The 22,591-nt window shown below is 70.5% G+C and carries 28 protein-coding genes; 16 read left to right on the top strand and 12 right to left on the bottom strand.

What is annotated here, in order from left to right; translation table 11 throughout:
- Position 1: 1 nt before the first annotated feature.
- From purD to R8F63_07690, 4 genes are read left to right on the top strand one after another with little or no spacing between them, the layout of a single operon-like run.
- On the top strand, positions 2 to 1,288 hold the full coding sequence (gene purD / locus R8F63_07705; GenBank protein ID MDW3218486.1) for a phosphoribosylamine--glycine ligase: 1,287 nt from the start codon (positions 2 to 4) through the stop codon (positions 1,286 to 1,288).
- Positions 1,285 to 2,283: a phosphoribosylformylglycinamidine cyclo-ligase gene (purM, locus tag R8F63_07700; GenBank protein MDW3218485.1), complete on the top strand. Its 999-nt coding sequence runs from the start codon at positions 1,285 to 1,287 to the stop codon at positions 2,281 to 2,283. The genes purD and purM overlap by 4 nt, the downstream gene beginning before the upstream one ends.
- Entirely contained in the window at positions 2,280 to 2,891 is a 612-nt protein-coding gene (gene purN, locus R8F63_07695; protein MDW3218484.1) for a phosphoribosylglycinamide formyltransferase, read from the top strand. Before purM ends, purN begins: the two co-directional genes overlap by 4 nt.
- Positions 2,888 to 3,781 (top strand): 1,4-dihydroxy-2-naphthoate polyprenyltransferase, encoded by an 894-nt coding sequence (locus R8F63_07690; protein MDW3218483.1) that lies wholly within the window; start codon positions 2,888 to 2,890, stop codon positions 3,779 to 3,781. The genes purN and R8F63_07690 overlap by 4 nt, the downstream gene beginning before the upstream one ends.
- Here R8F63_07690 and R8F63_07685 read toward each other — a convergent pair.
- From R8F63_07685 to mshD, 5 genes are read right to left on the bottom strand one after another with little or no spacing between them, the layout of a single operon-like run.
- Positions 3,778 to 4,143, bottom strand: coding sequence for a VOC family protein (locus R8F63_07685; GenBank protein ID MDW3218482.1), 366 nt, complete (start codon positions 4,141 to 4,143; stop codon positions 3,778 to 3,780). The two genes, R8F63_07690 and R8F63_07685, sit on opposite strands and share 4 nt — an antisense overlap.
- A gap of 9 nt (positions 4,144 to 4,152) precedes the next feature.
- The gene (locus R8F63_07680; protein MDW3218481.1) at positions 4,153 to 4,884 is read right to left on the bottom strand and encodes a ubiquinone/menaquinone biosynthesis methyltransferase; all 732 of its coding nucleotides are present in this window, start codon (positions 4,882 to 4,884) and stop codon (positions 4,153 to 4,155) included.
- Positions 4,881 to 5,279 carry a hypothetical protein gene (locus R8F63_07675; GenBank protein ID MDW3218480.1) on the bottom strand — a complete coding sequence of 133 codons (399 nt, stop codon included), beginning with the start codon at positions 5,277 to 5,279 and terminating at the stop codon, positions 4,881 to 4,883. Before R8F63_07675 ends, R8F63_07680 begins: the two co-directional genes overlap by 4 nt.
- Before the next feature lie 27 nt (positions 5,280 to 5,306).
- Positions 5,307 to 6,383 (bottom strand): 23S rRNA (adenine(2503)-C(2))-methyltransferase RlmN, encoded by a 1,077-nt coding sequence (gene rlmN / locus R8F63_07670; GenBank protein ID MDW3218479.1) that lies wholly within the window; start codon positions 6,381 to 6,383, stop codon positions 5,307 to 5,309.
- A complete protein-coding gene (mshD, locus tag R8F63_07665) occupies positions 6,380 to 7,087 on the bottom strand; it encodes a mycothiol synthase (GenBank protein MDW3218478.1) in 708 nt (235 codons plus the stop codon). The genes rlmN and mshD overlap by 4 nt, the downstream gene beginning before the upstream one ends.
- 27 nt (positions 7,088 to 7,114) lie before the next feature.
- Between mshD and nth the strand changes: the two genes are divergently transcribed.
- The gene (nth, locus tag R8F63_07660; protein ID MDW3218477.1) at positions 7,115 to 7,756 is read left to right on the top strand and encodes an endonuclease III; all 642 of its coding nucleotides are present in this window, start codon (positions 7,115 to 7,117) and stop codon (positions 7,754 to 7,756) included.
- Positions 7,757 to 7,990: 234 nt separating this feature from the next.
- Positions 7,991 to 8,635 carry a VTT domain-containing protein gene (locus R8F63_07655; protein MDW3218476.1) on the top strand — a complete coding sequence of 215 codons (645 nt, stop codon included), beginning with the start codon at positions 7,991 to 7,993 and terminating at the stop codon, positions 8,633 to 8,635.
- Here the strand turns inward: R8F63_07655 and R8F63_07650 are convergent.
- On the bottom strand, positions 8,589 to 9,266 hold the full coding sequence (locus R8F63_07650; protein ID MDW3218475.1) for a hypothetical protein: 678 nt from the start codon (positions 9,264 to 9,266) through the stop codon (positions 8,589 to 8,591). The genes R8F63_07655 and R8F63_07650 overlap by 47 nt on opposite strands.
- Positions 9,267 to 9,458: a hypothetical protein gene (locus R8F63_07645; protein ID MDW3218474.1), complete on the bottom strand. Its 192-nt coding sequence runs from the start codon at positions 9,456 to 9,458 to the stop codon at positions 9,267 to 9,269.
- 76 nt (positions 9,459 to 9,534) lie between these two features.
- On the opposite strand from R8F63_07645, the gene hisD reads away from it, so the two are divergent.
- The 6 genes from hisD to hisF are packed head-to-tail and all read left to right on the top strand — an operon-like array spanning position 9,535 to position 14,628.
- On the top strand, positions 9,535 to 10,824 hold the full coding sequence (gene hisD, locus R8F63_07640; GenBank protein MDW3218473.1) for a histidinol dehydrogenase: 1,290 nt from the start codon (positions 9,535 to 9,537) through the stop codon (positions 10,822 to 10,824).
- On the top strand, positions 10,821 to 11,891 hold the full coding sequence (gene hisC, locus R8F63_07635; protein MDW3218472.1) for a histidinol-phosphate transaminase: 1,071 nt from the start codon (positions 10,821 to 10,823) through the stop codon (positions 11,889 to 11,891). The genes hisD and hisC overlap by 4 nt, the downstream gene beginning before the upstream one ends.
- A complete protein-coding gene (hisB, locus tag R8F63_07630) occupies positions 11,888 to 12,478 on the top strand; it encodes an imidazoleglycerol-phosphate dehydratase HisB (protein MDW3218471.1) in 591 nt (196 codons plus the stop codon). Before hisC ends, hisB begins: the two co-directional genes overlap by 4 nt.
- A gap of 1 nt (position 12,479) precedes the next feature.
- A complete protein-coding gene (hisH, locus tag R8F63_07625; GenBank protein ID MDW3218470.1) occupies positions 12,480 to 13,109 on the top strand; it encodes an imidazole glycerol phosphate synthase subunit HisH in 630 nt (209 codons plus the stop codon).
- Positions 13,110 to 13,111: 2 nt separating this feature from the next.
- A complete protein-coding gene (hisA, locus tag R8F63_07620) occupies positions 13,112 to 13,843 on the top strand; it encodes a 1-(5-phosphoribosyl)-5-[(5-phosphoribosylamino)methylideneamino]imidazole-4-carboxamide isomerase (GenBank protein ID MDW3218469.1) in 732 nt (243 codons plus the stop codon).
- Complete coding sequence (gene hisF / locus R8F63_07615) at positions 13,840 to 14,628, top strand: imidazole glycerol phosphate synthase subunit HisF (protein ID MDW3218468.1); 789 nt, start codon at positions 13,840 to 13,842, stop codon at positions 14,626 to 14,628. Before hisA ends, hisF begins: the two co-directional genes overlap by 4 nt.
- Before the next feature lie 14 nt (positions 14,629 to 14,642).
- On the opposite strand, the gene R8F63_07610 is transcribed toward hisF, so the two are convergent.
- On the bottom strand, positions 14,643 to 15,263 hold the full coding sequence (locus R8F63_07610) for an alpha/beta family hydrolase (protein MDW3218467.1): 621 nt from the start codon (positions 15,261 to 15,263) through the stop codon (positions 14,643 to 14,645).
- 30 nt (positions 15,264 to 15,293) lie between these two features.
- On the opposite strand from R8F63_07610, the gene R8F63_07605 reads away from it, so the two are divergent.
- On the top strand, positions 15,294 to 15,638 hold the full coding sequence (locus R8F63_07605) for a co-chaperone GroES (GenBank protein ID MDW3218466.1): 345 nt from the start codon (positions 15,294 to 15,296) through the stop codon (positions 15,636 to 15,638).
- 3 nt (positions 15,639 to 15,641) lie between these two features.
- Here R8F63_07605 and R8F63_07600 read toward each other — a convergent pair whose 3' ends face one another.
- Positions 15,642 to 17,078, bottom strand: a complete 1,437-nt coding sequence (locus tag R8F63_07600) for an amidase (protein ID MDW3218465.1) — start codon at positions 17,076 to 17,078, stop codon at positions 15,642 to 15,644.
- Positions 17,079 to 17,092: 14 nt separating this feature from the next.
- Entirely contained in the window at positions 17,093 to 17,554 is a 462-nt protein-coding gene (locus R8F63_07595) for a DUF1203 domain-containing protein (GenBank protein MDW3218464.1), read from the bottom strand.
- Between the two features lie 105 nt (positions 17,555 to 17,659).
- Between R8F63_07595 and R8F63_07590 the strand changes: the two genes are divergently transcribed.
- The 3 genes from R8F63_07590 to R8F63_07580 are packed head-to-tail and all read left to right on the top strand — an operon-like array spanning position 17,660 to position 20,427.
- Positions 17,660 to 18,082 (top strand): phosphoribosyl-AMP cyclohydrolase, encoded by a 423-nt coding sequence (locus tag R8F63_07590; GenBank protein ID MDW3218463.1) that lies wholly within the window; start codon positions 17,660 to 17,662, stop codon positions 18,080 to 18,082.
- Positions 18,083 to 18,094: 12 nt separating this feature from the next.
- Positions 18,095 to 19,627 (top strand): anthranilate synthase component I, encoded by a 1,533-nt coding sequence (gene trpE, locus R8F63_07585; GenBank protein ID MDW3218462.1) that lies wholly within the window; start codon positions 18,095 to 18,097, stop codon positions 19,625 to 19,627.
- A complete protein-coding gene (locus R8F63_07580; protein MDW3218461.1) occupies positions 19,624 to 20,427 on the top strand; it encodes a hypothetical protein in 804 nt (267 codons plus the stop codon). Before trpE ends, R8F63_07580 begins: the two co-directional genes overlap by 4 nt.
- On the opposite strand, the gene R8F63_07575 is transcribed toward R8F63_07580, so the two are convergent.
- Both R8F63_07575 and R8F63_07570 read right to left on the bottom strand, forming a co-directional pair.
- Positions 20,402 to 21,772, bottom strand: a complete 1,371-nt coding sequence (locus R8F63_07575; GenBank protein MDW3218460.1) for a HAMP domain-containing sensor histidine kinase — start codon at positions 21,770 to 21,772, stop codon at positions 20,402 to 20,404. The genes R8F63_07580 and R8F63_07575 overlap by 26 nt on opposite strands.
- Complete coding sequence (locus R8F63_07570; GenBank protein ID MDW3218459.1) at positions 21,772 to 22,455, bottom strand: response regulator transcription factor; 684 nt, start codon at positions 22,453 to 22,455, stop codon at positions 21,772 to 21,774. The genes R8F63_07575 and R8F63_07570 overlap by 1 nt, the downstream gene beginning before the upstream one ends.
- Positions 22,456 to 22,591 lie beyond the last annotated feature (136 nt).

The following is a 22,591-nucleotide window of genomic DNA, read 5'->3' as shown; positions in this document are numbered from 1 at the left end:
CATGGGGCGCCGGATCCTGGTCGTCGGCGGTGGCGGCCGCGAGCACGCGCTCGCGTGGACGCTCGCCCGGTCGCCGCAGGTCGCGGAGATCCTCGTCGCCCCCGGCAACGCCGGCACCGCGGTCGAGGCGAAGTGCCGCAACGTGGCGACATCGGCGACCGATCTCGACGGGCTCGTGGCCCTCGCCGTCGACGAAGCGATCGACCTCGTGGTCGTCGGCCCGGAGGATCCGCTGGTCGCGGGTCTGGTCGACCGGCTGGCCGAGCGCGAGATCGCGGCGTTCGGTCCGAGCGCGGCGGCGGCCCAGCTCGAGGGGTCGAAGGCCCATTGCAAGGACTTCCTCGTGCGCCACGGCATTCCGACCGGCGCGGCCGCCACATTCACCGACGTGGATGACGCGCTCGCCCATCTCGCGTCGCTCGACGACGTGCCCGTCGTCAAGGCGAGCGGCCTGGCCGCCGGCAAGGGCGTCATCGTCGCCGAGAGCCGCGACGAGGCGGCCGCCGCGGTCCGTGACATCCTCGTGGCGGGGCGGTTCGGGTCGGCCGGCGACGAGGTCCTCCTCGAAGAGCGACTCCACGGCCCGGAGGTGTCGATCCTCGCGTTCTGCGACGGCGCCGACTTCCGCGTGATGCCGGCCGCCCAGGACCACAAGCGTGTCGGCGAGGGCGATGTCGGTCCCAACACCGGTGGCATGGGGGCATTCCATCCGTCGCCGATCGCCGACGAGGCCCTGCTCGAACGGATCGGCAAGGAGGTCATCGCGCCCACCCTTCAGGCGATGATCGACGAGGGGCGTCCGTACCGTGGCGTGCTCTACGCCGGGATGATGCTCACGGTCGACGGCCCGAAGGTGATCGAGTTCAACTGCCGCTTCGGTGACCCGGAGACCCAGGTCGTCCTGCCCCTGCTCACCAGCGACCTCGTCGACGTGATGGACGCCTGCATCGCCGGCACACTCGCCGATCTCGACATCACCTGGGCCGACCGGGCTGCGGTCACCGTGGTGATGGCGAGCGCCGGCTACCCGGTGCGGAGCAGTGACCCGGTCCCCATCGCCGGCCTCGATGCCGCGGGGGGCGACGATCGGGTCGTCTTCCACGCCGGCACCCGCCTGATCGACGGCGTCGTGCACACGGCCGGCGGCCGGGTGCTGACGGTCACGGCCGTGCGCGACGATCTCGGCGACGCCGCCGACGCCGCCCACGCGGGGGTGGCCGCGATCGACTTCGACGGCGCCCAACACCGCGCCGACATCGCCCGGGCGACGGCAGAGGTACCCCGATGACCACCTATCGCGAAGCGGGCGTCGACATCGATGCCGGCAACCGCACCGTCCAGATGCTCGGTGAGGTCGTCAAGGCGACGAACACGCCGGCGGTGCTGTCCGAGCTCGGGGCCTTCGGCGGGCTCTTCGCGGCGGACGACCTCGGCCCGGGCAAGGTGCTCGTCGCGTCAACCGACGGTGTCGGCACGAAGGTCGAGCTCGCGGCTCGGCACGGCGCGTGGCGGGGCGTGGGCGCCGACCTCGTGAACCATTGTGTCGACGACATTCTCGTGCAGGGGGCTCGGCCGCTCTTCTTCCTCGACTACATCGCGACGGCGTCGCTCGTGCCGGAGATCGTCGCCGAGATCGTCACCGGCATGGCCGAGGCCTGCCAGGCTGTCGGGTGCGCACTGCTCGGCGGCGAGACGGCGGAGATGCCCGGCGTCTACATGCCGGGGGCGGTCGACATCGCCGGCACCATCGTCGGCGTCGCCGACCGGGCGACGTTGTGGCCCCGCACCGACGACCTCGCCGAGGGCGACCTGCTCGTCGGGTTGGCGAGCCGCAGTCCGCACACGAACGGCTACTCGTTGATCCGGCTGCTGCTGGAGGACCACGAACCCACCGCGGAGATGCTCGACTGGCTCCTGACGCCCCACCAGCCGTATCTCGGCGCCGTGGACGAGATCCGGGCCGCCGGCGTCGAACCGCTGGCGCTGGCCCACATCACGGGTGGGGGGCTCTTCGAGAACGTTCCCCGGGTGCTGCCCGCCCATCTCTCCGCCCGGTTCGAGCTCGGGAGCTGGGACGTGCCCGAGCACTTCCGCACCCTGGTCGAGTGGGGCGCCATCGCGGACGAGGAGGCGTTTCGGGTCTGGAACATGGGGCTCGGTCTCGTCATCGTCGTCCCGGCGGCCCAGCGAGCGCTCGTGCACGACGCCGGGCTCGCCGTCGTGGGCGAGCTCGTCGCGGCGTCGGGTGACGAGCGCGTCGCCCTGGTCGGGGACTGGCGGTGACAGGGCGCCTCGTCGTCCTCGCCTCCGGCTCGGGTTCCAATCTGCAGGCGTTGATCGACGCCACCATCGACGGACGGCTCGACGCGACCATCGAGGCCGTCTACGTCAACCGACGGACGGCCTTCGCGCGCGAGCGCGCCGACCAGCACGGGATCGCCCAGGACTTCGTCCCGCTCGGTCCGTACCGCGACCGCCACGAGGACCCACGCGCCGCCCGCGAGGCGTACGACGCCGACCTGGCCGAACGGGTCGCCGCCCACGCGCCCGACGCGATCGTGCTCGCCGGCTGGATGCACCTGTTCACCGACACCTTTCTCGGGCGGTTCCCCGGCCGGGTGGTCAACCTCCATCCGGCGCTGCCCGGCACCTTTCCGGGCGCCCACGCGATCGACGACGCGTGGGAGGCGAAGGTGCGCGCCGGCCTCGACCACACCGGCGTGATGATCCATCTCGTCCCCGACGAGGGCGTGGACGACGGGCCGGTTCTGCTCTCGGAGGTGGTGCCGATCCGCGACGATGACACCCGCGAGACGCTCGAGGAGCGGATCCACGAGGTGGAGCACCGCCTGCTCGTCGAGGCCGTGGCGTCGCTCATCGGGGCATCGTGAACGCGCCACCGTCGGGCCCACAGCTCTGGCTCGCCGGGGCGCGTCTGCGCACGCTGCCGGCCGCGATCGTGCCCGTGGCGGTCGGCACCGCGGTCGTCGTGGGGCAGGGGAGCGACACCGCCTGGTGGCGCGCCGCGGTCGCGCTGCTCGTGGCTCTCGCGCTCCAGGTCGGCGTGAACTACGCCAACGACTACTCCGACGGCGTGCGGGGCACGGACGGCGAGGCCCGCGTCGGTCCGCTGCGCCTCGTCGGGTCCGGTCTCGTGCCGGCCGCGACGGTGAAGCGGGCCGCGACCCTCGCCTTCGCCGTGGCCGGTCTGGCCGGCGCGACCCTCGCCGTGGCGGTCGGCCCGGAGCTGTTCGTCGTCGGACTGCTCTGCCTCGCCGCCGGATGGACCTACACCGGCGGCCCGCGGCCCTACGGCTACCTCGGGCTCGGCGAGGTGTTCGTGTTCGTGTTCTTCGGGCTCGTCGCCACGGTCGGCACCACCTACGTCCTGCTCGAACGGGTGGACGCCACCGCGGTCTGGTGCAGTGTGACGGTCGGACTGTGGGCCGTCGCCCTCATGCTCACCAACAACCTGCGTGACATCCCGGGTGACACCGAAGCCGGCAAGCAGACCATCGCCGTGCGGCTCGGAGACGCCCGCACCCGGCTCGTGTATCTCGGGACCCACGTGGTGGCGCTGGCGGTCGCGGTGGCGGCCACGCCGGTCACCGGACGCATCACTCTCGGCGCGCTGGCGGCGCTTCCCTTCGCCCTCATGGCGATTGTGGCGGTACGGCGCGGGGCCCGAGGGCCCGCGCTGATACCCGTGCTCGGGATGACGGCTCGGGCCCAGATGCTCGGCGGCCTCGGCCTGACCCTGTCGCTGGCGCTGACCGCCTAGAGGCGCTGGTTCAGCTCGATCTGGTTGCCCGCCGGATCGTGGAAGAACGCCTGGAGGCACACGCCCTCGATCGGGCTCGGCTCGCTGACATCGACGCCCCGCTCGATCAGCACGGCCCGCGCCTCATCGATGTCGTCCACCGCGATGGCGAAGTGGGGACCGAAGCCTTCGACGAGCGGCAGCTCCACGAGGTGGAGCTCCTGGGGGCCCATCTGGAGCCACACGCCGCCGATCCCGAGGTCGGGTCGATCGATCTGCTCGAAGCCGAGGGTGTCGACGTAGAAGTCGCGGCAGGCGGCGACGTCGTCCACATTGACGGAAACGTGGTGGACGCCCTGGGTGAACAGTGCGGATGGGGCCATGGGCGGAGGTTACCGGGCGCGGGTTGCCGTGATCAGGTGGGCGCCGACGAAGACCTTGCGTTCGACGTCGACGAAGCCGGCGGCCGCGATCCGTTCGTGCAGCTCGGGCCAGGGCGGCATGTAGGCGAGCGACTTGGGAAGGTACTCGTAGGCGGTGCGGTCGGAGAACAGCGCGCCGATCCGGGGAACGATCCGGCCGAAGTAGATCCCGTGTCCCCAGCGGAGCAGCCGGTTCTCCGGCTCCGCCGCGTCGAGCAGCGAGATCCGGCCACCGGGGCGGATCACCCGGGCGAGTTCGTCGAAGAAGCCGGGCAGTTCCACGAGATTGCGCAGGGAGAAGCCGCAGGTGGCGCCGTCGGCCGATTCGTCGGCGAGGGGGAGGGCGAGGATGTCGCCGTGCACCAGCGGCGCATCGGTGCGGGCGGCCACGAGCATGCCCATCGACAGGTCGATGCCGATCGGCTCGAGCCCGGCCTTGGCGGCCTCGCGGCAGAAGTCGCCGGTGCCGCAGGCGAGGTCGAGGATCCGGGATCCCGGGGGCAACGCCAGCTTCGTGAGGGCCTTCTTGCGCCAGCGGACGTCGAGCCCGAAGGTCATGATCCGGTTCACGAGGTCGTAGCGGGGCGCGATGGTGTCGAACAGCGACCGCACGGCCTCGCGCTTGTCCTCGCCCTCCGGGAGCACATCGGGATCGAGGGTGACGCCGTCCGTTCGGATCGTGGCGTCGGCCGGTTCGGTCACCGGAAGTAGAGCCGCTGGTGCTGCGCGCTCTGCTGGTGCAGGAGGGCGGCGAGCACACCGACGTCGAACACCAGGCCGAGGAGGTCGTAGCGCAGCGCGTCGCCCAGACCGAGGATGACGGCGACGTTGAGCCGCAGTACGAAGGGCGTGAGCGCGGCCGCCACACCGAGCCGCCAGCCCCACTTGTAGGAGTTGGCGATGCCGAAGGCGCCCGCGAGCGCACCGAAGGAGGCCAGCAGGATGACGATGTTGAAGATGGCTTCGGACCCGAACAGCTCGTAGCGCCCGATCGACCCGAGGCTCAGCACCCCGAACGCGCCGCGGATGTAGAGCATCACCTGGGCGATGTAGAGGGTTTGGGGAACCCGGTTGTTGATCCAGACCTTTTGGCTCACGGGACCATTATGGAGGTCCCGGACCGGTCAGCGGCGCCGAGGCGGGTCGACGAGCTGGCGTGAGGCCCGGAGCTGCCCGCACGCGGCGTCGATCTCGGTGCCGCGGGTGCGGCGGATCGTGGTGTTCACGCCGAGATCGACCAGCTCGTCCCGGAACGCCCGCACCCGGGCGGTCGGGGTGCCGCGGGTGAGGTAGCCGGGCGTCGGGTTCAGCGGGATCAGGTTCACGTGGGCATGGAGCCGGTGGCACAGCGCCGCGAGCTCGCGGGCGTCGATCGGCTGGTCGTTGACACCGTCGATCAGGGCCCACTCGAACGACAACCGTCGGTTCTTGGCGGCCAGATAGCGCTCGCAGGCGTCGGCGAGATGGTTCAACGGGTACTGCCGGTTGATCGGGACCAGCTCGTCGCGGAGGTCGTCGTTCGCCGCGTGGAGCGACACCGCGAGGTTCACCGGCAGCGCCTCGGTCGCGAGGCGCTCGATCCCCGGCACGACGCCAACGGTCGACAGGGTGATGTGGCGGGCCCCGATCCCGAGGTCGCCGTGGATCCGCTCGACGGCGGCCCAGGTGCGGTCGTAGTTGGCGAAGGGCTCGCCCATGCCCATGAACACGATGTTGGAGACGCGGCGCGGGGCGGACGTGCGCCGGGCCCGGATGACCTGCTCGACGATCTCGCCGACCGACAGGTGGCGGTCGAACCCGCTCTGCCCGGTGGCGCAGAACCCGCACGCCATCGCGCACCCGGCCTGGGAGGACACGCACACCGTCGTGCGATCCTCGTAGTGCATCAGGACCGTCTCGATGTGGTGCCCGTCGTGGAGTTTCCAGAGCCACTTGACGGTCTCGCCGTCGTCGCTGACGGATTCGGTCTCGGGGGTGAGCCCCATGGGCAGGAGTTCGCCCAGGCGGGCCCGCAGGGCCTTGGGGACGTTGCTGAGGTCGTCGAGCTCGCCGCCCCGTCGGTGGATGCCGTCCCAGATCTGGTCCAGTCGGTAGGCGGGCTCGCCGTCGAGCACGGTGGCGAGTTCGTCGCGGCTGACGTCGTAGCGCAGGGTGGGACCATCCCGCCGAGCCCGGCCGGCGGCATCGAGGGTGTCGGTCATCGGTCGAGCCGATAGGCGCGGTTCGTGTGGTGACGGGTGAACCCGATACCCGCATAGGTGGCGTTGGCCGGATCGTTGTCCGACTCGACGTAGAGCATCCCGTGCTCGAGCCCGGCGGCGGTGAGCCACTCCAGCCCGGCGAGGGTCATCGGCTTGCCCAGGCCGCGTCCGTGGGCGCTCGGGTCGATCGCGATGACGTAGATCTCCCCGAGTGGAGGCGTCTCGTCCGGGTGGATCTTCGTCCAGCAGAAGCCGATCAGTTCGCCGGCGCCGTCGTGGTCGTGGAGCAGGCGGAAGCCGTCGGCGTCGAACCACGGTTCCTGCATCGTCGCGAGCACCTGCTCGCGGGTGAGGCCGCCCTGTTCGGGGTGCCAGTGAAACGCTCGGTTGTTCACGCCGATGAAGTCGTCGAGGTCGGCGAGGGTGAACGCACGGGTGAGGAGACCACTCGGGGCGTTGGGCAGGCGGCAGCGGAGTTGCCAGAGGTCGCGGTACTGCACGAATCCGAGCCGGCGCGCCGCGGCGTCGGACGCGTCGTCGACTTCGCGGATCCAGAGTTCGACCGCACCGTCGACGTGCGTGTCGAGGGCGGACCGCAGGGCGGACTCGAGCTGGTCGTCGGCGCCGCCGTCGGCGCGCGGCGCATCCACCTCGAGCACCCAACGGGTCGTGCCGTCGAGAGGTCCGTCCACACGCACGTCCACGCCTGTCAGCGTAGCTAGTGTCACCGGATGGCCAAGCCACGGACTCCCAAGGGACGCGCTCGACGCACCCACGAGCGACTCGCGGACGAGTATCCCGACGCCGAGTGCGAGCTCGATCATCGCAACGCCTTCGAGCTGTTGGCGGCGACGATCCTCTCCGCCCAGGCGACCGATGTCGGGGTGAACAAGGCGACGCCGGGGCTGTTCGCCCGCTTCCCGGATCCGTGGACACTGGCGGAGGTCGAGCCCGAGCAGGTGGAGCCCTACGTCGACACGATCGGCCTATTCCGCCAGAAGTCGAAGAGCCTCGTCGGGATGGCCCGGATGCTCGTCGAGGACTACGACGGGGAAGTGCCGAGCGCGATGAAGGACCTCGTGCGACTGCCCGGCGTCGGTCGCAAAACGGCGAACGTCGTCCGCAGCGTCGCCCTCGGACAACCGGGGCTCCCCGTGGACACGCATGTACTGCGGTTGTCCGGCCTCCTCGGCATCACCACGGAGACCGATCCGGTGAAGGTGGAACTCGAACTCAACCCGATGGTGCCAGCCATGGAGCGCGGGCTGTTCAGCCTGCGGATGATCCTCCACGGTCGGCGCGTGTGCATCGCCCGCCGACCCCGGTGCGAGGACTGCGTCCTCAACGACTTCTGCCCCTCGAGCGCCGTCTGAGATCGACTCGCCGGAGAATCTGACCACTGAATGACACAATGGCGTCCGGTCGCGGGGTATATTTCCGTACTGGCTGAGCACCCGCCGCTCGGCCACAATCGACGACATGAGGGATCCGCCGCCCTGTGTCGTCTGGCGGCCGCTCTCGTGCACGAGAGCGGCCGCCGTTCTTTTCCCGCTGGTAGTCCCGCCGCCGTCTTTCGTTCCGCCATCGCAGCGGCCACACTCGTCGCCGTGCGAACTCGGATCCTCGTCGTCGCGGGAGTGGGCGCGGCGTTGCTCGCGTTCGTGCTCCTCGGCGGGTGGGACTTCGTCAGCGACGGCGACCGAGTCGAGGCGTTCTTCACGGAGCGTGGCGCGCTCGGCCCGGTCGTGTTCCTCCTCATCATGTGGGCGCTGCAACCCGCGGGGGTTCCCGGGCTGGTCTTCATGGTCCCCGCCGCGGTCGTCTGGCCCTTGCCGACGGCGATCGCGCTGTCGTGGGTGGGGAACATGGGCGCATCGACGATCGCGTTCGCGATGGCTCGCTACCTCGCCCGCGACTGGGCCCAGAACCACATGCCGACCCGTCTCCGCGGCTGGGACGAGCGGCTGGCGAACGGGGGATTCGTCCAGGTCTTCCTCCTGCGCATCGTGACCGGCCAGCTGACACCCGCCGACTGGCTCCTCGGCGTCAGCACCGTGCGGTTCCGGACGTTCCTCATCGGCACCGGCCTCGGGATCATCCCCGGCATCATCCTCGCGACGACGATCGGCAGCGCCGGCGTGGATCTGCTGGCCGACCGCCGGGTGCGCTGGGTCGCGATCATCGCGCTCGTCGGGTTCGGGGTGATCAGGCGGCTTCGCCGCCGACGCGCCGCCCCACAGCCGATCGCGTGAGGTCGATGCTCGTGAAGACGAAATAGGTCGCCCAGCCGACGATCCCGAACAGCTTCGGCGCGTCCTCGAAGAAGATGTGGACGTCGCTCGTCCGTCGTTCGACGTCGACGAGCACCGAGAGGGCAAGTGCGCCGAGCGACGAGAGCAGGATGAGCCATCTCGTCCGGCTGATCTCCCGCCAGTTGAGGAGGACCCACACGACACTGCCACCGAGGATGGCGCCGATCGTGGTGAACTTGGGGAGCCCGATGCGGGGCCCGACCTCGGAGTGGAACCCCGTCAGGTCATCGGTGAGCAGGACGATCGTCAGCAGGGCGCCCGAGCCGAGGAACCACGCCGCTCGTCGACGGGAGGCGAGCGAGGCCACGAACGCGCCAGCCAGCGCGGCGGTCGCGGCCACGGTCCAGCCGAGCACGCCGATTTCGTGGAGAAGCCCGGTGTACCAGGGCTCGTCGGCGACGGAGGCCGCGTCGAGGAAGAGACGTTCGGTGGGGACCACGTCCTGCTCGGCGCTCACCCAGAGCAGGGTCGCGGTGAGGGTCCAGAAGAACAGCAGTGGCCCGATGGCGAGGATCTGCTCGCGTGGCGTCCACCGGCGACGACGGTCGGCGGGCCCGGAGATCGGCGGCACCTAGTCGAGTTCGCGGGCGGTCGACCGCAGCCGCCGCTCGGCGGTGATGAGCGCCCGCTCGATCTCGTGGAGGCGGCTGACGAGGGGATCGTCCGGATCGGCACCTCGCCGTTCGGCGATCAGCCCGACCCGCGACGCCACGTCCGCGACGACGGTCGTGAGCGATGAGATCTCGGCGGCGTCGGAGTCCATGGGCGGCAGTCTGGAGCATCCGGGCGGCTCGGGTAAAGGCGCGGGAGGGATCCGTCTGCGCCGGTAGCGTGGTCGGGTGCTCACCCGCATCGATCTCCGGGGCTCCACCGGCGCCCTGGCCGACCTGCTCCCGCGCCCCGCCGCGCCGGAGGACGGACCGGTCGACGCGGTGCGGGAGATCCTGCGCACGGTGCGGGCCGAAGGCGACGCAGCGTTGGTCGAGTACACCCGCCGGTTCGACGGGGTGGAGCTTTCGTCGATCGTGGTGCCGCCGGCGGAGATCGCCGCGGCGCTGGACCGGATCCCGGCCGATGTCCGCGACGCGCTGGTGGCGGCCGCCGCCTCCATCGCGGCGTACCACGAAGCGCAGATGCCCGCGGACGTCGACCACGAGCGCCCCGGCGTCTCGATCGTCGGGCTCCACCGGGCGGTCGAACGGGCCGGGTGCTACGTCCCGGGGGGCCGGGCCGTGTATCCCTCGACCGTCCTGATGACCGCCGTGCCCGCCCGCGTGGCCGGTGTGGCCGAGGTCGTGCTGGCCGTCCCGCCCGGGCCGGACGGCCGGGTTCCGGACGTCACCCTCGCCGCGGCGGCGATCGCCGGCGTCGACGAGGTCGTCGCGGTCGGCGGCGCCCAGGCCATCGGCGCACTCGCCTACGGCACGCAGAGCGTGCGGGCGGTCGATGTGATCGTCGGCCCCGGCAACGTCTACGTCGCGGTCGCGAAACAGGAGGTTGCGGGCACGGTCGGCGTTCCCTCGTCGTTCGCGGGCCCGTCCGAGGTCGTGGTCGTCGCCGACGGCAGCGCCCCGGCCGAGTTCGCGGCCATCGATGTGATCCTGCAGGCCGAACACGGCCCGGACGGCCTCGCGTGGCTCGTCACGTGGAACGAGTCGTTCGCCGATGCGGTCACCGAGGCGATCTCCCGTCTGGTCGCCGACGCGCCCCGCCAGGCTGACATCTCGGCCACCCTTGCATCGTCCGGCTATGCGGTGGTGTGTGATTCGCCCGAGCAGGCCATCGCGGTGAGCAACCACATCGCGCCCGAACACCTCGAACTGCAGACCGAGGACCCCGCCGCGTTGCTCCCGCTGGTTCGCCATGCCGGTGCGGTCTTCTGCGGGCCGTGGTCGCCGGCGTCGTTGGGGGACTATGTCGCCGGCCCGAGCCATGTGCTCCCGACCAACGGCACCGCCCGGTTCGCGAGCGCTCTGACGGTGCGCGACTTCATGAAGGACGTCCACGTGGTCACGGTCGACGAGCGCGGGTTCGCGTCGATGGCCGACCATGTCGAAGCGCTCGCCGGCGCCGAGGGGCTCGATGCCCATGCGGCCTCGATCCGCATCCGACGGGGAGCGCCGTCGTGACCCGGCCCACGCCACGCGACTCGATCGCGTTGATGGACGGGTACCACTCGCCCCAGATCGACGTCGACGTGCGACTCAACACCAACGAGAGTCCGGAGTCGCCGCCCGCGGCGTTCTCGGCTGCGGTCGCGGCCGAGATCGAGCGCGTCGACTGGCATCGCTATCCGGATCGGAGCGCGACGGCGTTGCGGACGCGGATCGGCGAACTGCACGGGGTGGGGCCCGGACAGGTCTTCGCCGCCAACGGATCGAACGAGGTCCTCCAGACCCTGCTGCTCACCTATGGCGGCCCGGGGCGGACGGCCGCGATGTTCGAGCCGACCTACGCCCTGCACTCGCATCTCAGCCGCATCACCGGCACCGGGGTCGCCCAGGGCGAGCGCCGGCCGGACTTCGGGCTCGACCTCGCCGAGGTCGAGCGGGTGCTACGGGCGTCGACCCCCGCGATCACGTTCCTGTGCTCGCCGAACAACCCCACCGGCGTGGTCGACCCGCTCGAGGAGATCGCGGCGGTGCTCGACCTCGTCCGCGAGGTCGGCGGACTGCTCTGTGTCGACGAGGCCTACGGACAGTTCGCGGCCCACTCGGCGCTCGATCTCCTCGGCCCCGAGGTGCCCCTGGTCGTGAGCCGCACCTACTCCAAGACCTGGGCGATGGCCGCGGCCCGTCTCGGCTATCTCGTCGGCCCGTCGTGGGTCGTGGACGAGCTCGAGAAGGTCGTGCTGCCGTACCACCTCGATGCGATGACCCAGATCGCCGGGCGGGTCGCGCTCGACCACCTCGACGCGATGAACGCCCGGGTGGCGACGCTCGTGGAGGAGCGGGGCCGCCTGTGTGACGCGCTCGTCGACCTGCCCGTCGACGTCTGGCCCTCCGGCGCCAACTTCGTGCTCTTCCGGCCCCGGGAGCTCGACGGCGCCGACGTGTGGCGCCGGCTCACCGATGCCTCCGTCCTCGTACGAGACTGTTCCTCGTGGCCCCGCCTCGACGGCTGCCTCCGTGTCACCGTCGGCACCCCCGACGAGGACGACCGATTCCTCAACGCTCTCAGGGAGATCCTCACGTGAGCCGTACCGCAACCACATCCCGTGCCACGAAGGAGACCTCGATCGACATCACGATCGAGCTCGACGGATCCGGCACCACGAGCGTCGGCACGGGTCTGCCGTTCTTCGACCACATGCTCGACCAGCTGGGTCGGCATGGCTCCTTCGATCTGAGCGTGCAGGCGAAGGGCGATCTGGAGATCGACGCGCACCACACCGTCGAGGACGTCGGCATCGCCCTCGGTGAGACGTTCCGCTCGGCCCTCGGCGACAAGCGGGGCGTGCGGCGCTTCGCGTCGATCGTGGTGCCGCTCGACGAGGCCGCGGTGGAGGTCGTGCTCGACCTGTCGGGCCGCCCGTACCTGCACTACGAGGTCGACTTCCCCGGCGAGAAGATCCTCGGCGATCCACCGTTCGACCCCCAGCTGGTGGAGGAGTTCTGGCGTGCGTTCGTGATGGCGTCGGGCATCACGCTGCACATCGTCGGGCGCCGCGGCCGCAACACGCACCACATCATCGAGGCCACGTTCAAGGGTGTTGCCCGCTCGCTGCGCGACGCCGTGCGGGTGGAGGGCGACGCGGTGCCGTCGACCAAGGGGACGCTCTGACGTGACGGCCGCGACGCGGCGACCGGTCATCGCGGTGCTGGACTACGGCATCGGCAACCTGCACTCGGCCCACAAGGGATTCGAGCACGCGGGCGCGGATGCGCGCCTCACCGCCGACGTCGCCGAGATCCGCGACGCCGACGGTGTGGTCCTTCCCGGCGTCGGGGCCTACGGGCCGTGCATGGCCGCGCTCGAACGGGTCGGGCTCGCCGAGGTGGCCGTCGAACGCATCGATGCCGGCGTGCCGTTCTTCGGCATCTGCATCGGCATGCAGCTGCTGTTCACCTCGTCGGAGGAGGCTCCCGGCGTGAACGGTCTGGGGGTCTTCGATCGCCCCGTGGTGGGGATCCCCGACTCCGTCAAGCGGCCGCAGATGCAGTGGAACGTGCTGAACCGACGCGGTGACCATCCGATGTTCGTCGACCTGCCCGACGAGAGCTGGATGTACTTCGTCCACTCGTACGCCGCCGAGGACGGTGACGACGTCATCGCCACCTGCGACTACGGCGCCGACCTCGTCGCCGCGGTCGCCCGCGACAATGTGTGGGCCTGCCAGTTCCACCCCGAGAAGTCCGGTGACCTGGGGATCCGTATCCTCCGGAACTTCGTCGCCGCGAGCGAGGCGGCGTGACCATGGACGTCTATCCCGCCATCGACCTCCGAGACGGCAAGTGTGTGCGCCTGCACCAGGGCGACTACGGCCGGGAGACCGTCTACGGCGACGACCCGGTCGCCCAGGCGGTCGCGTTCGCCGATGCCGGCGCCGGGTGGATCCATGTGGTGGACCTCGACGCCGCCCGTTCCGGTGTGCCCGAGAACCGAGATGTGGTCGCGGCCATCGCCGAGGCGGTCTCGGTGCCCGTCCAGACGGGCGGCGGCGTTCGCAGTGTCGAGGCGGCCGATGCGCTGTTCTCGGCCGGTGTCGAACGCGTCGTGATCGGCACCGCGGCGCTGACCGATCCGGACCTCGTCCGCACGCTCGCCCGTGACCATCGCGTCGCAGTCGGGCTCGACGCGAAGGCCGGGGAGGTCGCAACGGACGGTTGGCTCGTGGGATCGGGTCGGTCTGTGCTCGACGTCGCCCGCTCGTTCGCCGATGTCGGCGTCGACGCCTTCGTGGTCACGGACATCTCCCGGGACGGCACGCTGGAAGGACCGGACATCGCCGGACTGACCGAGGTCCTCGGGGCGACCCCCGTCGACGTGATCGCGAGTGGCGGGGTCGGCTCGATGGCCGATCTCGAGGCGCTGGACGCCGTGGAGGTCGACGGACGCCGACTGTCCGGCGTCATCACCGGCAAGGCCGTCTACGAGGGCCATGTGGACGTGGCGGCCGCGGTGCGGCTGCTCGGAGGCGCCCGATGACCGTCCGGGCGATCCGCATCATCCCGTGCCTCGACGTCGACGCCGGCCGCGTCGTGAAGGGCGTGAACTTCGTGGACATCCGCGACGCCGGCGATCCGGTCGAACTGGCGGCGCGCTACGACGAGCAGGGAGCCGACGAGCTCGTGTTCCTCGACATCACGGCGTCGTCCGATCAGCGCGACACGACGGCGGAGATGGCCCGTGCCGTGGCCGAGCAGGTCTTCATCCCCTTCACGATCGGCGGCGGCATCCGCACGGTCGACGACGCCCGTCGGCTGCTGCGGGCCGGCGCCGACAAGGTGAGCGTCAACACCGCCGCGGTGAAGCGGCCCGAGCTCGTGGCCGAGATCAGCCGGGAGTTCGGCGCCCAGTGCTGCGTGGTCGCCATCGACGCCCGATCCAGTGACGACACGGACAGTGGTTTCGAGGTCTACACCCACGGCGGTCGCACCCGCACGGGTATCGACGCCGTCGTATGGGCCCGGGAGGCGCAACGCCTCGGCGCGGGGGAGATCCTCCTGACCTCCATGAACCGCGACGGCACGAAGGACGGCTACGACATCCCCCTCACCCGCGCCATCTCCGCGGCGGTCGACATCCCGGTCATCGCCTCCGGCGGCGTCGGCACGTTGGCGCACATGGTGGACGGCGTGGTCGACGGGGGCGCCGATGCCGTGCTGGCGGCGAGCATCTTCCACTTCGGCGAGCACACCGTGGCCGAGGCGAAGCGGGTGCTCATGGACGCCGGTGTCACCGTGCGACCGCCCGAGCGCGACGCGGGCTGAACACCGTCGAAAGGTCAGGCGCCGATCGCCGCTGTCGCGATCTCGCTCAGCGCCTGGTGGCTCCCGGCGAAGAAGTGATCGGCGGTGTCGATCACGTGCAGTTCCGCATTGGCCCATCCGTCGAGCCGGGAGCGGAGTTGCGGCGGCGAATTGAACTGATCGTGTTCGCCGGTGATGACGGTGACGGGGCGACCGTCGGTCGAGGCGGGCATGTCTTCGGGCGTGATGATCGCCAGCGGCGGAGCGACCACGATCCAGCCCGCCGCCGCCGGGTGCACGACCGACAGGGCGATGTCGGCGCCGAAGCTGTAGCCGGCGATGGTCAGCGGGCCGGTTCCCGGGTCGACGGCCTCGATGGCGGCGAGGAGGTCCGACCGTTCGGCACCGCCTCCGTCGTGGGTGCCCTGCGAGCCTCCCGTGCCCCGGAAGTCGAAGCGCAGCACCCGCCGGCCGCACCCGACGAACGCCCGGGTCAGGGCGGCGACGACGGCGTCCTGCCGGGAACCGCCGTAGAGCGGATGGGGATGGCAGACCACGGCCGTCCCGCTCGCCTCGGCCGGGGCGAGCAGGTCGCCCTCGAGTCGGGTTCCGTCCTCCGCCTCGAAGTGCACGACCGAGACGTCGACGGGTTCCATGTGGCGACGCTACCGGTAGCGTGACCAATCGTGCCGACCAAAGAGACGCTCTCCGCCGATGACGGTGTCCCCGTCAAGATGCTCAACGATCGCATCCTCGTGCACCTGGGTGATGCGGAAGGCGAGCGCCGCTCGTCCGGCGGCATCCTGATTCCGGCCACCGCGCAGATGGGCAAGCGGCTCACCTGGGCCGAGGTCGTGGCCGTGGGGCCCAACGTGCGCAGCATGGAGGAGGGCGACCAGGTGCTCTTCAATCCCGAGGACCGCTACGAGGTCGAAGTGCGGGGCCGGGACTACATCATCCTGCGCGAGCGCGACATCCACGCCGTCGCGGCCGAGCGGCTCGACGAGGGCAGTACCGGGCTCTACCTCTGACGGCTACGGGTGGATGGGTGCCCGGTCGTCGGCCCACGGCGTCGCCCGTTCCAGCTGACCGGCCAGCTGGAGCAGCAGGTCCTCACGGCCGTAGGCGCCGACGAACTGGATTCCGATGGGGAGTCCGGCCGACGACCGCGCCAGCGGCAACGAGATCGCCGGTTGGCCGGTGGTGTTGAACGGCGCCGTCAGGGTCGCGTAGGCGAGGGTGACGTGGATGTTGGCGAACGGGTTCTCGTCGGTGCCCGACGACTCGCCGATCAGCGGCGCCGGACGTAGGCAGGTCGGGGCCAGCAGCAGGTCGGCCCCGTTCGCCCACCAGTCGGCCATCCGGTGGCGGAACACCATGGCCGCGTCACCGGCCCGCGTGGCCTCGACGGCGCCCAATCGACGGCCCCGTTCGGCCAAGGCCCAGGTCATGGGCTCGACATCGTCGGCGGTCAGCTCCCGTCCGATCCACTCGCCGAAGGTGTCGAGCGATGCGGCCACCGCCGCCGACCACTGGGCCCCGTAGGAGGCGATCAGCTCCTGATCGTCGAGGGCGGACGGTGAGTCGTGCACGACCTCGTGCCCGAGGCGTTCGAGCTGGTCAGCGACATCGCGAACGGCGGCGGCGACCTCCGGATCGATGGGGATGCCGTCACGGATCGACCGGTCGAGCACGCCGATGCGCAGCGGACGGGGATCGTCGGCGACGACGTCGAGGAATGGCCGGTCCGGGAACGGCGCGATCACGCCATCACCCGGGAACGGGGTCGCCGTGGCATCGAGGATGGCCGCGCTGTCGCGCACGGTGTGGCACACGACGTGCTGGACCGAGTTGCCCCACTCGTCACGCTGAGGGCCCATCGAGATCCGACCCCGACTCGGCTTGAGCCCCACGAGTCCACACATGGCTGCGGGGATGCGGATCGAGCCCCCACCGTCGCTCGCGTTCGCGGCCGGGAGCATGCCTGCGGCCACTGCCGCGGCCGCGCCACCCGAGGAGCCACCGGCGCCCCGTTCGAGGTCCCACGGATTGCGGGTGGGGCCGTAGGCCACGGGCTCCGTCGTGGCGGCGAGTCCCATCTCGGGCGTGTTGGTCCGTCCCGCCATCACGAAGCCGGCCCGCTTGTACGCCGTGACGATGTTGGCGTCGACGTCGGCGACATAGCCCGCGTTCTTCAAACCCTGCACGCCCTGGTGCAACGGCTCGCCCTTCTCGGCCGGCCAGAGGTCCTTCATCAGCATCGGCACGCCCCGGAACGGACCGTCGGGGAGGTCTCCTGCGGCCGCGGCCCGGGCTTTCTCGAATGCCGGGTGGATGATGGCGTTGACCTGCGGATTCAAGGCCTCGATCCGGGCGATGGTGTCGTCGATCAGTTCGACGGGGGAGAGATCGCCCGTGCGGATCAACTCGGCGAGAGCGACCGCATCATGGCGGGCGAGTTCGGAGGCCATCAGGCGAATGTAGATCAGCAGTCCCCGGGGCGGGAGATCGTCACCGCCCAGCAGCCTCGCTCGGCGTTGTGGACATGGATCCGTTCGGTCCGGTCGTCGCCCAGGAAGCGCTCGACGATGCCATCCAGGTCCTCGCCGTCCACGAGGACCGCGTCGATCATCTGTTCCGTCTCGTCGAAGGCCCGTACGGAGAGCCGGCGCCGCCTCAGCTGTTTCGGAATCGCGCCGAGGTCTGCGGGAGGGGCACACGGGGCGCGGTGCAGGAAGATCGGGCTGGCCGAGCGGTACGGCGTCGTGCCGTCGAACGGGTCGTGTGACACGAGGATCAGCTCGTCGCCCACCCGGGCGTCCTCGAGGCAGCGGCGACAGGGAAAGCCCGGGTGCTCGTCGGCGACGTGCACCGCGCCGCCCGCGGCCCGATGACGGTCAGCCTCGTCGGCGGAGATGGGTTCGAGGGTGAAGGTGTTGGTCGTCATGTCTCGACTCTGCCTGCTCCGTTCGGACAGGTTCGGACACGTTCGCCGGCGACGTCGGCGAAACCGGAGATGGGACGAGCCGGCCTCACCGTAGAATCGGCGGCCATGGGTTCGTCGACCGATCACGCCGCTCTCGAAGAGGGCCTCGTCCAACAGCTCGACTTCGACAAGGTCGCCACGATCGGGCGGGCCGGTCATCAGGTCGTGCCGGTCGTGCTCCAGGATGCGGACTCCGGTGACGTGCTGTTCATCGGCTACGCCAACGAGGAGGCGTACCGGCTCACGCTCGAGCGGCGGTCCGCCGTCCTCTACTCGACATCGCGTGAGGAGATCTGGCACAAGGGCGCCACCAGCGGCGACACGCTCGAGCTGGTCGACGTGCGGGTCAACTGTGAGCAGAACAGCCTTCTCTACCGGGTCCGCAAGGCCGGCCAGGGCGTCTGTCACACGAAGGACGAGCACGGTGCCACCCGCCAGACGTGCTACTACCGCACGGTCACCGATCCCGACTCGCTCACCTTCGGCTGAGGACGCCGGCTGATGACCGCCCAACCCGCACTCGAGGAGTTCCGCCGGCTCGCCGCCGGTCACCGGGTGGTTCCCGTCTGGCGGGAGATCCTCGCGGATCTGACGACCCCGGTGAGCGCGTTCGCCCGGGTGGTCGGCGACGGCGACGGGTTCCTGCTCGAGTCGGTCGAGGGCGGCGAGCGTTGGAGTCGCTGGTCCTTCATCGGACGCCGGCCCCACGGCACCCTCGTCTCCACGGGCGGCGCGTTGTCGGTCATCGGTGATCTCGGCGTCGACATACCCACTGACCAGGGAATACTCGCGGCACTGGAGTTGCTGCTCGATCACTATCAGGCGCCCGAGATCGAGGGCCTACCGCCCCTGCACGGCGGCCTGATCGGCTATCTCGGCTACGACGTGGTGCGTGAGGTCGAGCGCCTTCCCGACGTGCCCGAGGACGATCTCGGATATCCGGACGCGGTCATCTCGATGATCGGCGAGCTGGCCGTCTACGACCACTGGCGCCAGCGCGTCGTCCTCATCGCCAACGCCCTGATCCCCGACGGGGCGGGCCCGGCCGAGATCGAGGCCGCCTACGACGACGCACTGACCCGGCTCGAGACACTTGCGGTCGACGGTGCGCGGTCGATCGACGAGCCCCTCATGGACCCGGCCGAACGCGACGGCGACGACATCCCCGCGGTCACATCCACCATGGGGAAGGCCGACTACTGCCGAGCCGTCGAGGCGGCCCGGGAGTACATCTTCGCCGGCGACATCTTCCAGGTGGTGCTCGCCCAGCGCTTCGATCTCGATCTCGACGCGGACGCGTTCGACCTCTATCGCGTGCTGCGGCAGGTCAACCCGAGTCCCTACATGTACTTCCTGCGTCACGGTGATCTGGAGATCGTCGGTGGCTCGCCCGAGCCGATGGTGCAGCTGCTCGAGGATCGTGTGATCTCCCGCCCGATCGCCGGCACCCGCAAGCGGGGGACGACCGAGGAGCACGACAAGCGGCTCGCGGCGGAGCTGCAGGAGCATCCGAAGGAGCTCGCCGAACACGTGATGCTCGTCGACCTCGCCCGCAACGACGTCGGCCGCGTCGTCGAGTTCGGCTCACTGCGGATCGACGAGATGATGACCCTCGAGCGCTACAGCCACGTCATGCATCTCACCTCGCAGGTGTCGGGTGACCTCCGGTCCGACAAGACGCCGATCGACGTGCTGCGGGCCACCCTCCCGGCAGGGACGCTGTCCGGCGCCCCGAAGGTGCGGGCCATGGAGATCATCGACGAGCTCGAGCCGGTCAAACGGGGGCCGTACGGCGGCGTCGTCGGATATCTGGACTTCTCCGGCAACATCGACACCGCGATCGCGATCCGCACGATGCTCGTGAGCGGCAACCGGGCCTCGATCCAGGCCGGGGCCGGCGTCGTCGCCGATTCGGTGGCCGAGGACGAGCATCTCGAATGCGAGAACAAGGCAAAAGCCCTGCTTGCGGCGGTTCCGGCGGCGCGCCGCATGACCGCGGCCCGGCGGGCGATGCAGACCGGAGCCAGCTCATGAGCGTACGGCGAGCGGCGCGGGGCGTGGTCCGGGTCACCGGCGACGAGGCCGCGTCCTACCTCCAGGGGCAGATCTCCCAGGACGTCGACCGGCTCGCCCCGGGCGATTCGGCGTGGTCGCTGGTGCTGGACCCGGCGGGCAAGCTCGTGGCGTGGTTCCGACTGTGGGCGCAAGAGGACGGCTTCCTCCTCGATACCGAACCGGCGGCCGTCGACGCGCTGGTGGCTCGTCTCGAACGCTTCAAGCTGCGCACCGACGCCTCCTTCGTCGTCGAGGGGGGATGGATGCTCGAATCGACCCTCGAGACGCGCGGCGCGACCGGGGTGCCCGACACCCCGCTGACTGCGTGGTTCGACTGGCCCGGCTTCGGTTGCCACGAACGCCTCACCACCGACGACCTCACACCCGAGCTCGATCCGGCCTATGAGGAGGCTCGCATCCGTGCCGCGTGCCCCCGCCTGGGCGTCGACATCGATGACGAGACGATCCCCGGCGAGGGCGGCCAGCCGCTGATCGACCTCTCGGTCAGCTTCACCAAGGGCTGCTACACGGGCCAGGAGTTGGTGGCCCGCATTGACAGTCGCGGGGGCAACGTGCCCCGGCCCCTCCGCGTGATCGAGGCCGAGGCCGAGTTGGCGGTCGGCGCGGGCGTGGCCTTCGACGGGCAGGACGTGGGCCTGCTCACGTCTGCGTCCGGACCCGTGGGGCTCGGGCGCATCCTCCGCAAGGCCGGGATCGACAGCGAGGTGACGGTCGGCGGTGTCGCCGCCCGGGTCATCGCGCCGACGGCTTCACGCTGACCACGAACTCGGCACCGCCGCCGGTCGCGGTGCGGGCCGCCACCGAGCCGCCCATGCCTTCGACCAGCTCCCGCACGATGGCGAGCCCGAGTCCGCTGCCGGACTCCTTGACCTTCGGATTCTGCTGGGCGACGTAGAGCCGTTCGAAGACGTGGGGCAGATCCGCCTCGCTGATCCCGGGGCCGTCGTCGCTCACGGCGAGATGGATCATCTCCTCGGCGAACCAGAGCGTGATGTCCACATGGGCGTCCGCGAACTTCAGGGCGTTGCCGACCAGGTTGGCGACGACCTGGCTGTAACGGTCGTGGTCGACGTCGGCCTGGACCGGCGGGTCGGGCATACGGATGGTCACGTCGATCTCGCGCTCGGCGGCTTCCTGGCGAAGCCCGTCCACCGTGTGTTCGACGATGCGGGTGAGGTCGTGCGTCGCGATGTTGTAGGCGAACCCGGTGCCTTCCAGGCGGGCCAGCAGGAGCAGGTCGCCCACCAGGCGCTCGAGGCGGCGGGACTCGCTCTCGATGATCCCGCCGACCGCTACCGGATCGTCGGCGGCGCCGTCGGTGAGGGCCTCCGCGTAGCCGCGGATGTTGGTCAGCGGTGTGCGCAGGTCGTGGCTGACGGACAGGAGGAACTGGCGTTCGAGGGCGCGGCTGCGCTCGAGGCTGCCGGCCATGCTGTTCACCGACCCGACGAGGTCTGCCAGCTCGGCGCCGGCGGCGGCATGGCGTTCGTCGATGCGGGCGGACATGTCGCCTCCGGCGATCTGCTTCGCGGCGGCGCTCGCCCCCCGCACAGGATCGACGAGGCGGCGGCTGAGCCGCACGGTGACCCCGACCGCCACGATGACCGTCGCTGCACCGGCGAGGAGGAACCAGCGAAACGCCGGCTGGACGATCGGATCGGGCTCACGGGTCAGCACGACCAGCGTCTGTCCGCCGGAGCGGTTGTTCGTGCCGCCGGCTGCCCAGATGAGCCCGTCCTTCTGGCCGCTGTCGATCGCGCCGGAGCGGAGCAGGTCGCTGTCGAGATCGGCGGCCTCGACCCCCGGCGGGAACGATCCGAGCGGCTCCGCGGCGTTCTGCGGGAAGACGAGGACGCCGATGCCCTCGAGGCTCATGGTCCGGCTCAGGCGGATGAGTTGCTGGGTGCGGCTCTCCTCGGCGTTCGGCGAGGTCGCGAGCGTGATCTCCGCGAAGAGGTCGCGCATCGCATCGGTCTGTTCGCGCAGGTCCTCCTCGTCGTTCGCCCGGTCGGTGACCGACGCCAGGACGATCGTCCCCAGCCCGGCGAGCACGAGCGAGGCGACCACCATGCCGATCAGGGAGATGCCGATGCGGCGCCGCATCAGTCGAGCCGGTATCCCACGCCCCACACCGTTTCGAGCGCGAGGTCGTCACCGAGCTTCTTGCGGAGCTGGCGCACGTGGACATCCACCGTGCGGTCGTCGCCGACCCAGTCGGCGCCCCAGACGCCGTCGAGCAGCTGGCGACGGGAGAGGGCGAGCCCGCGCCGCTCGGCGAGATGGTGGACGAGATCGAACTCGCGGGTGGCGAGGGCGACCGGTTCACCCCGCACGGTCACCTCGCGTCGTCCGGCGTCGATCACGATGTGCTCGCCGACGTCGATGACGGGCGGACGGTCCGCGGTGTCACGGGCCTCGGCCCGCCGCAGGATCGCCTTGACCCGGGCGACGACCTCGCGGGGCGAGAAGGGCTTCGTCACGTAGTCGTCCGCGCCGAGCTCGAGCCCGAGCACCCGGTCGACCTCGTCGTCGCGAGCGGTGAGGAAGATGATGGGGACGTCGGATTCGCCGCGCACCAGACGACACACGTCGATGCCGTCGAGTTCGCCCGGCAGCCCGATGTCGAGCAGGACGAGCTTGGGCCGGCGTTCGGCGATGACCTCCAGCGCCCGCTCGCCGGTGCTCGCCTGGTACGGCCGGAACCCGTCGCGGCGGAGGTAGAGCTCCACGAGATCGGCGATGTTCGGGTCGTCCTCGACGATGACCACGACGGTCTCCTCGCTCACGTTCGCTCCTCTCGTCGTCGACGGACCCACCGGCAGTCTTCCCGCTCGGCTCCTCCGGACTGTGGATCACAACTGTGAGGAAAGTGTGAAAACCCACCCCACCCCCTCGTTCTGGGTGAACATAGAGCTGGAATCC

The sequence above is a fragment of the Acidimicrobiales bacterium genome, from assembly GCA_033344915.1.
Classification (GTDB): Bacteria; Actinomycetota; Acidimicrobiia; order Acidimicrobiales; family Aldehydirespiratoraceae; genus JAJRXC01.
The sequence above is the reverse complement of the archived record's forward strand: the minus strand, read 5'-3'. Positions and strand labels throughout refer to the sequence as shown.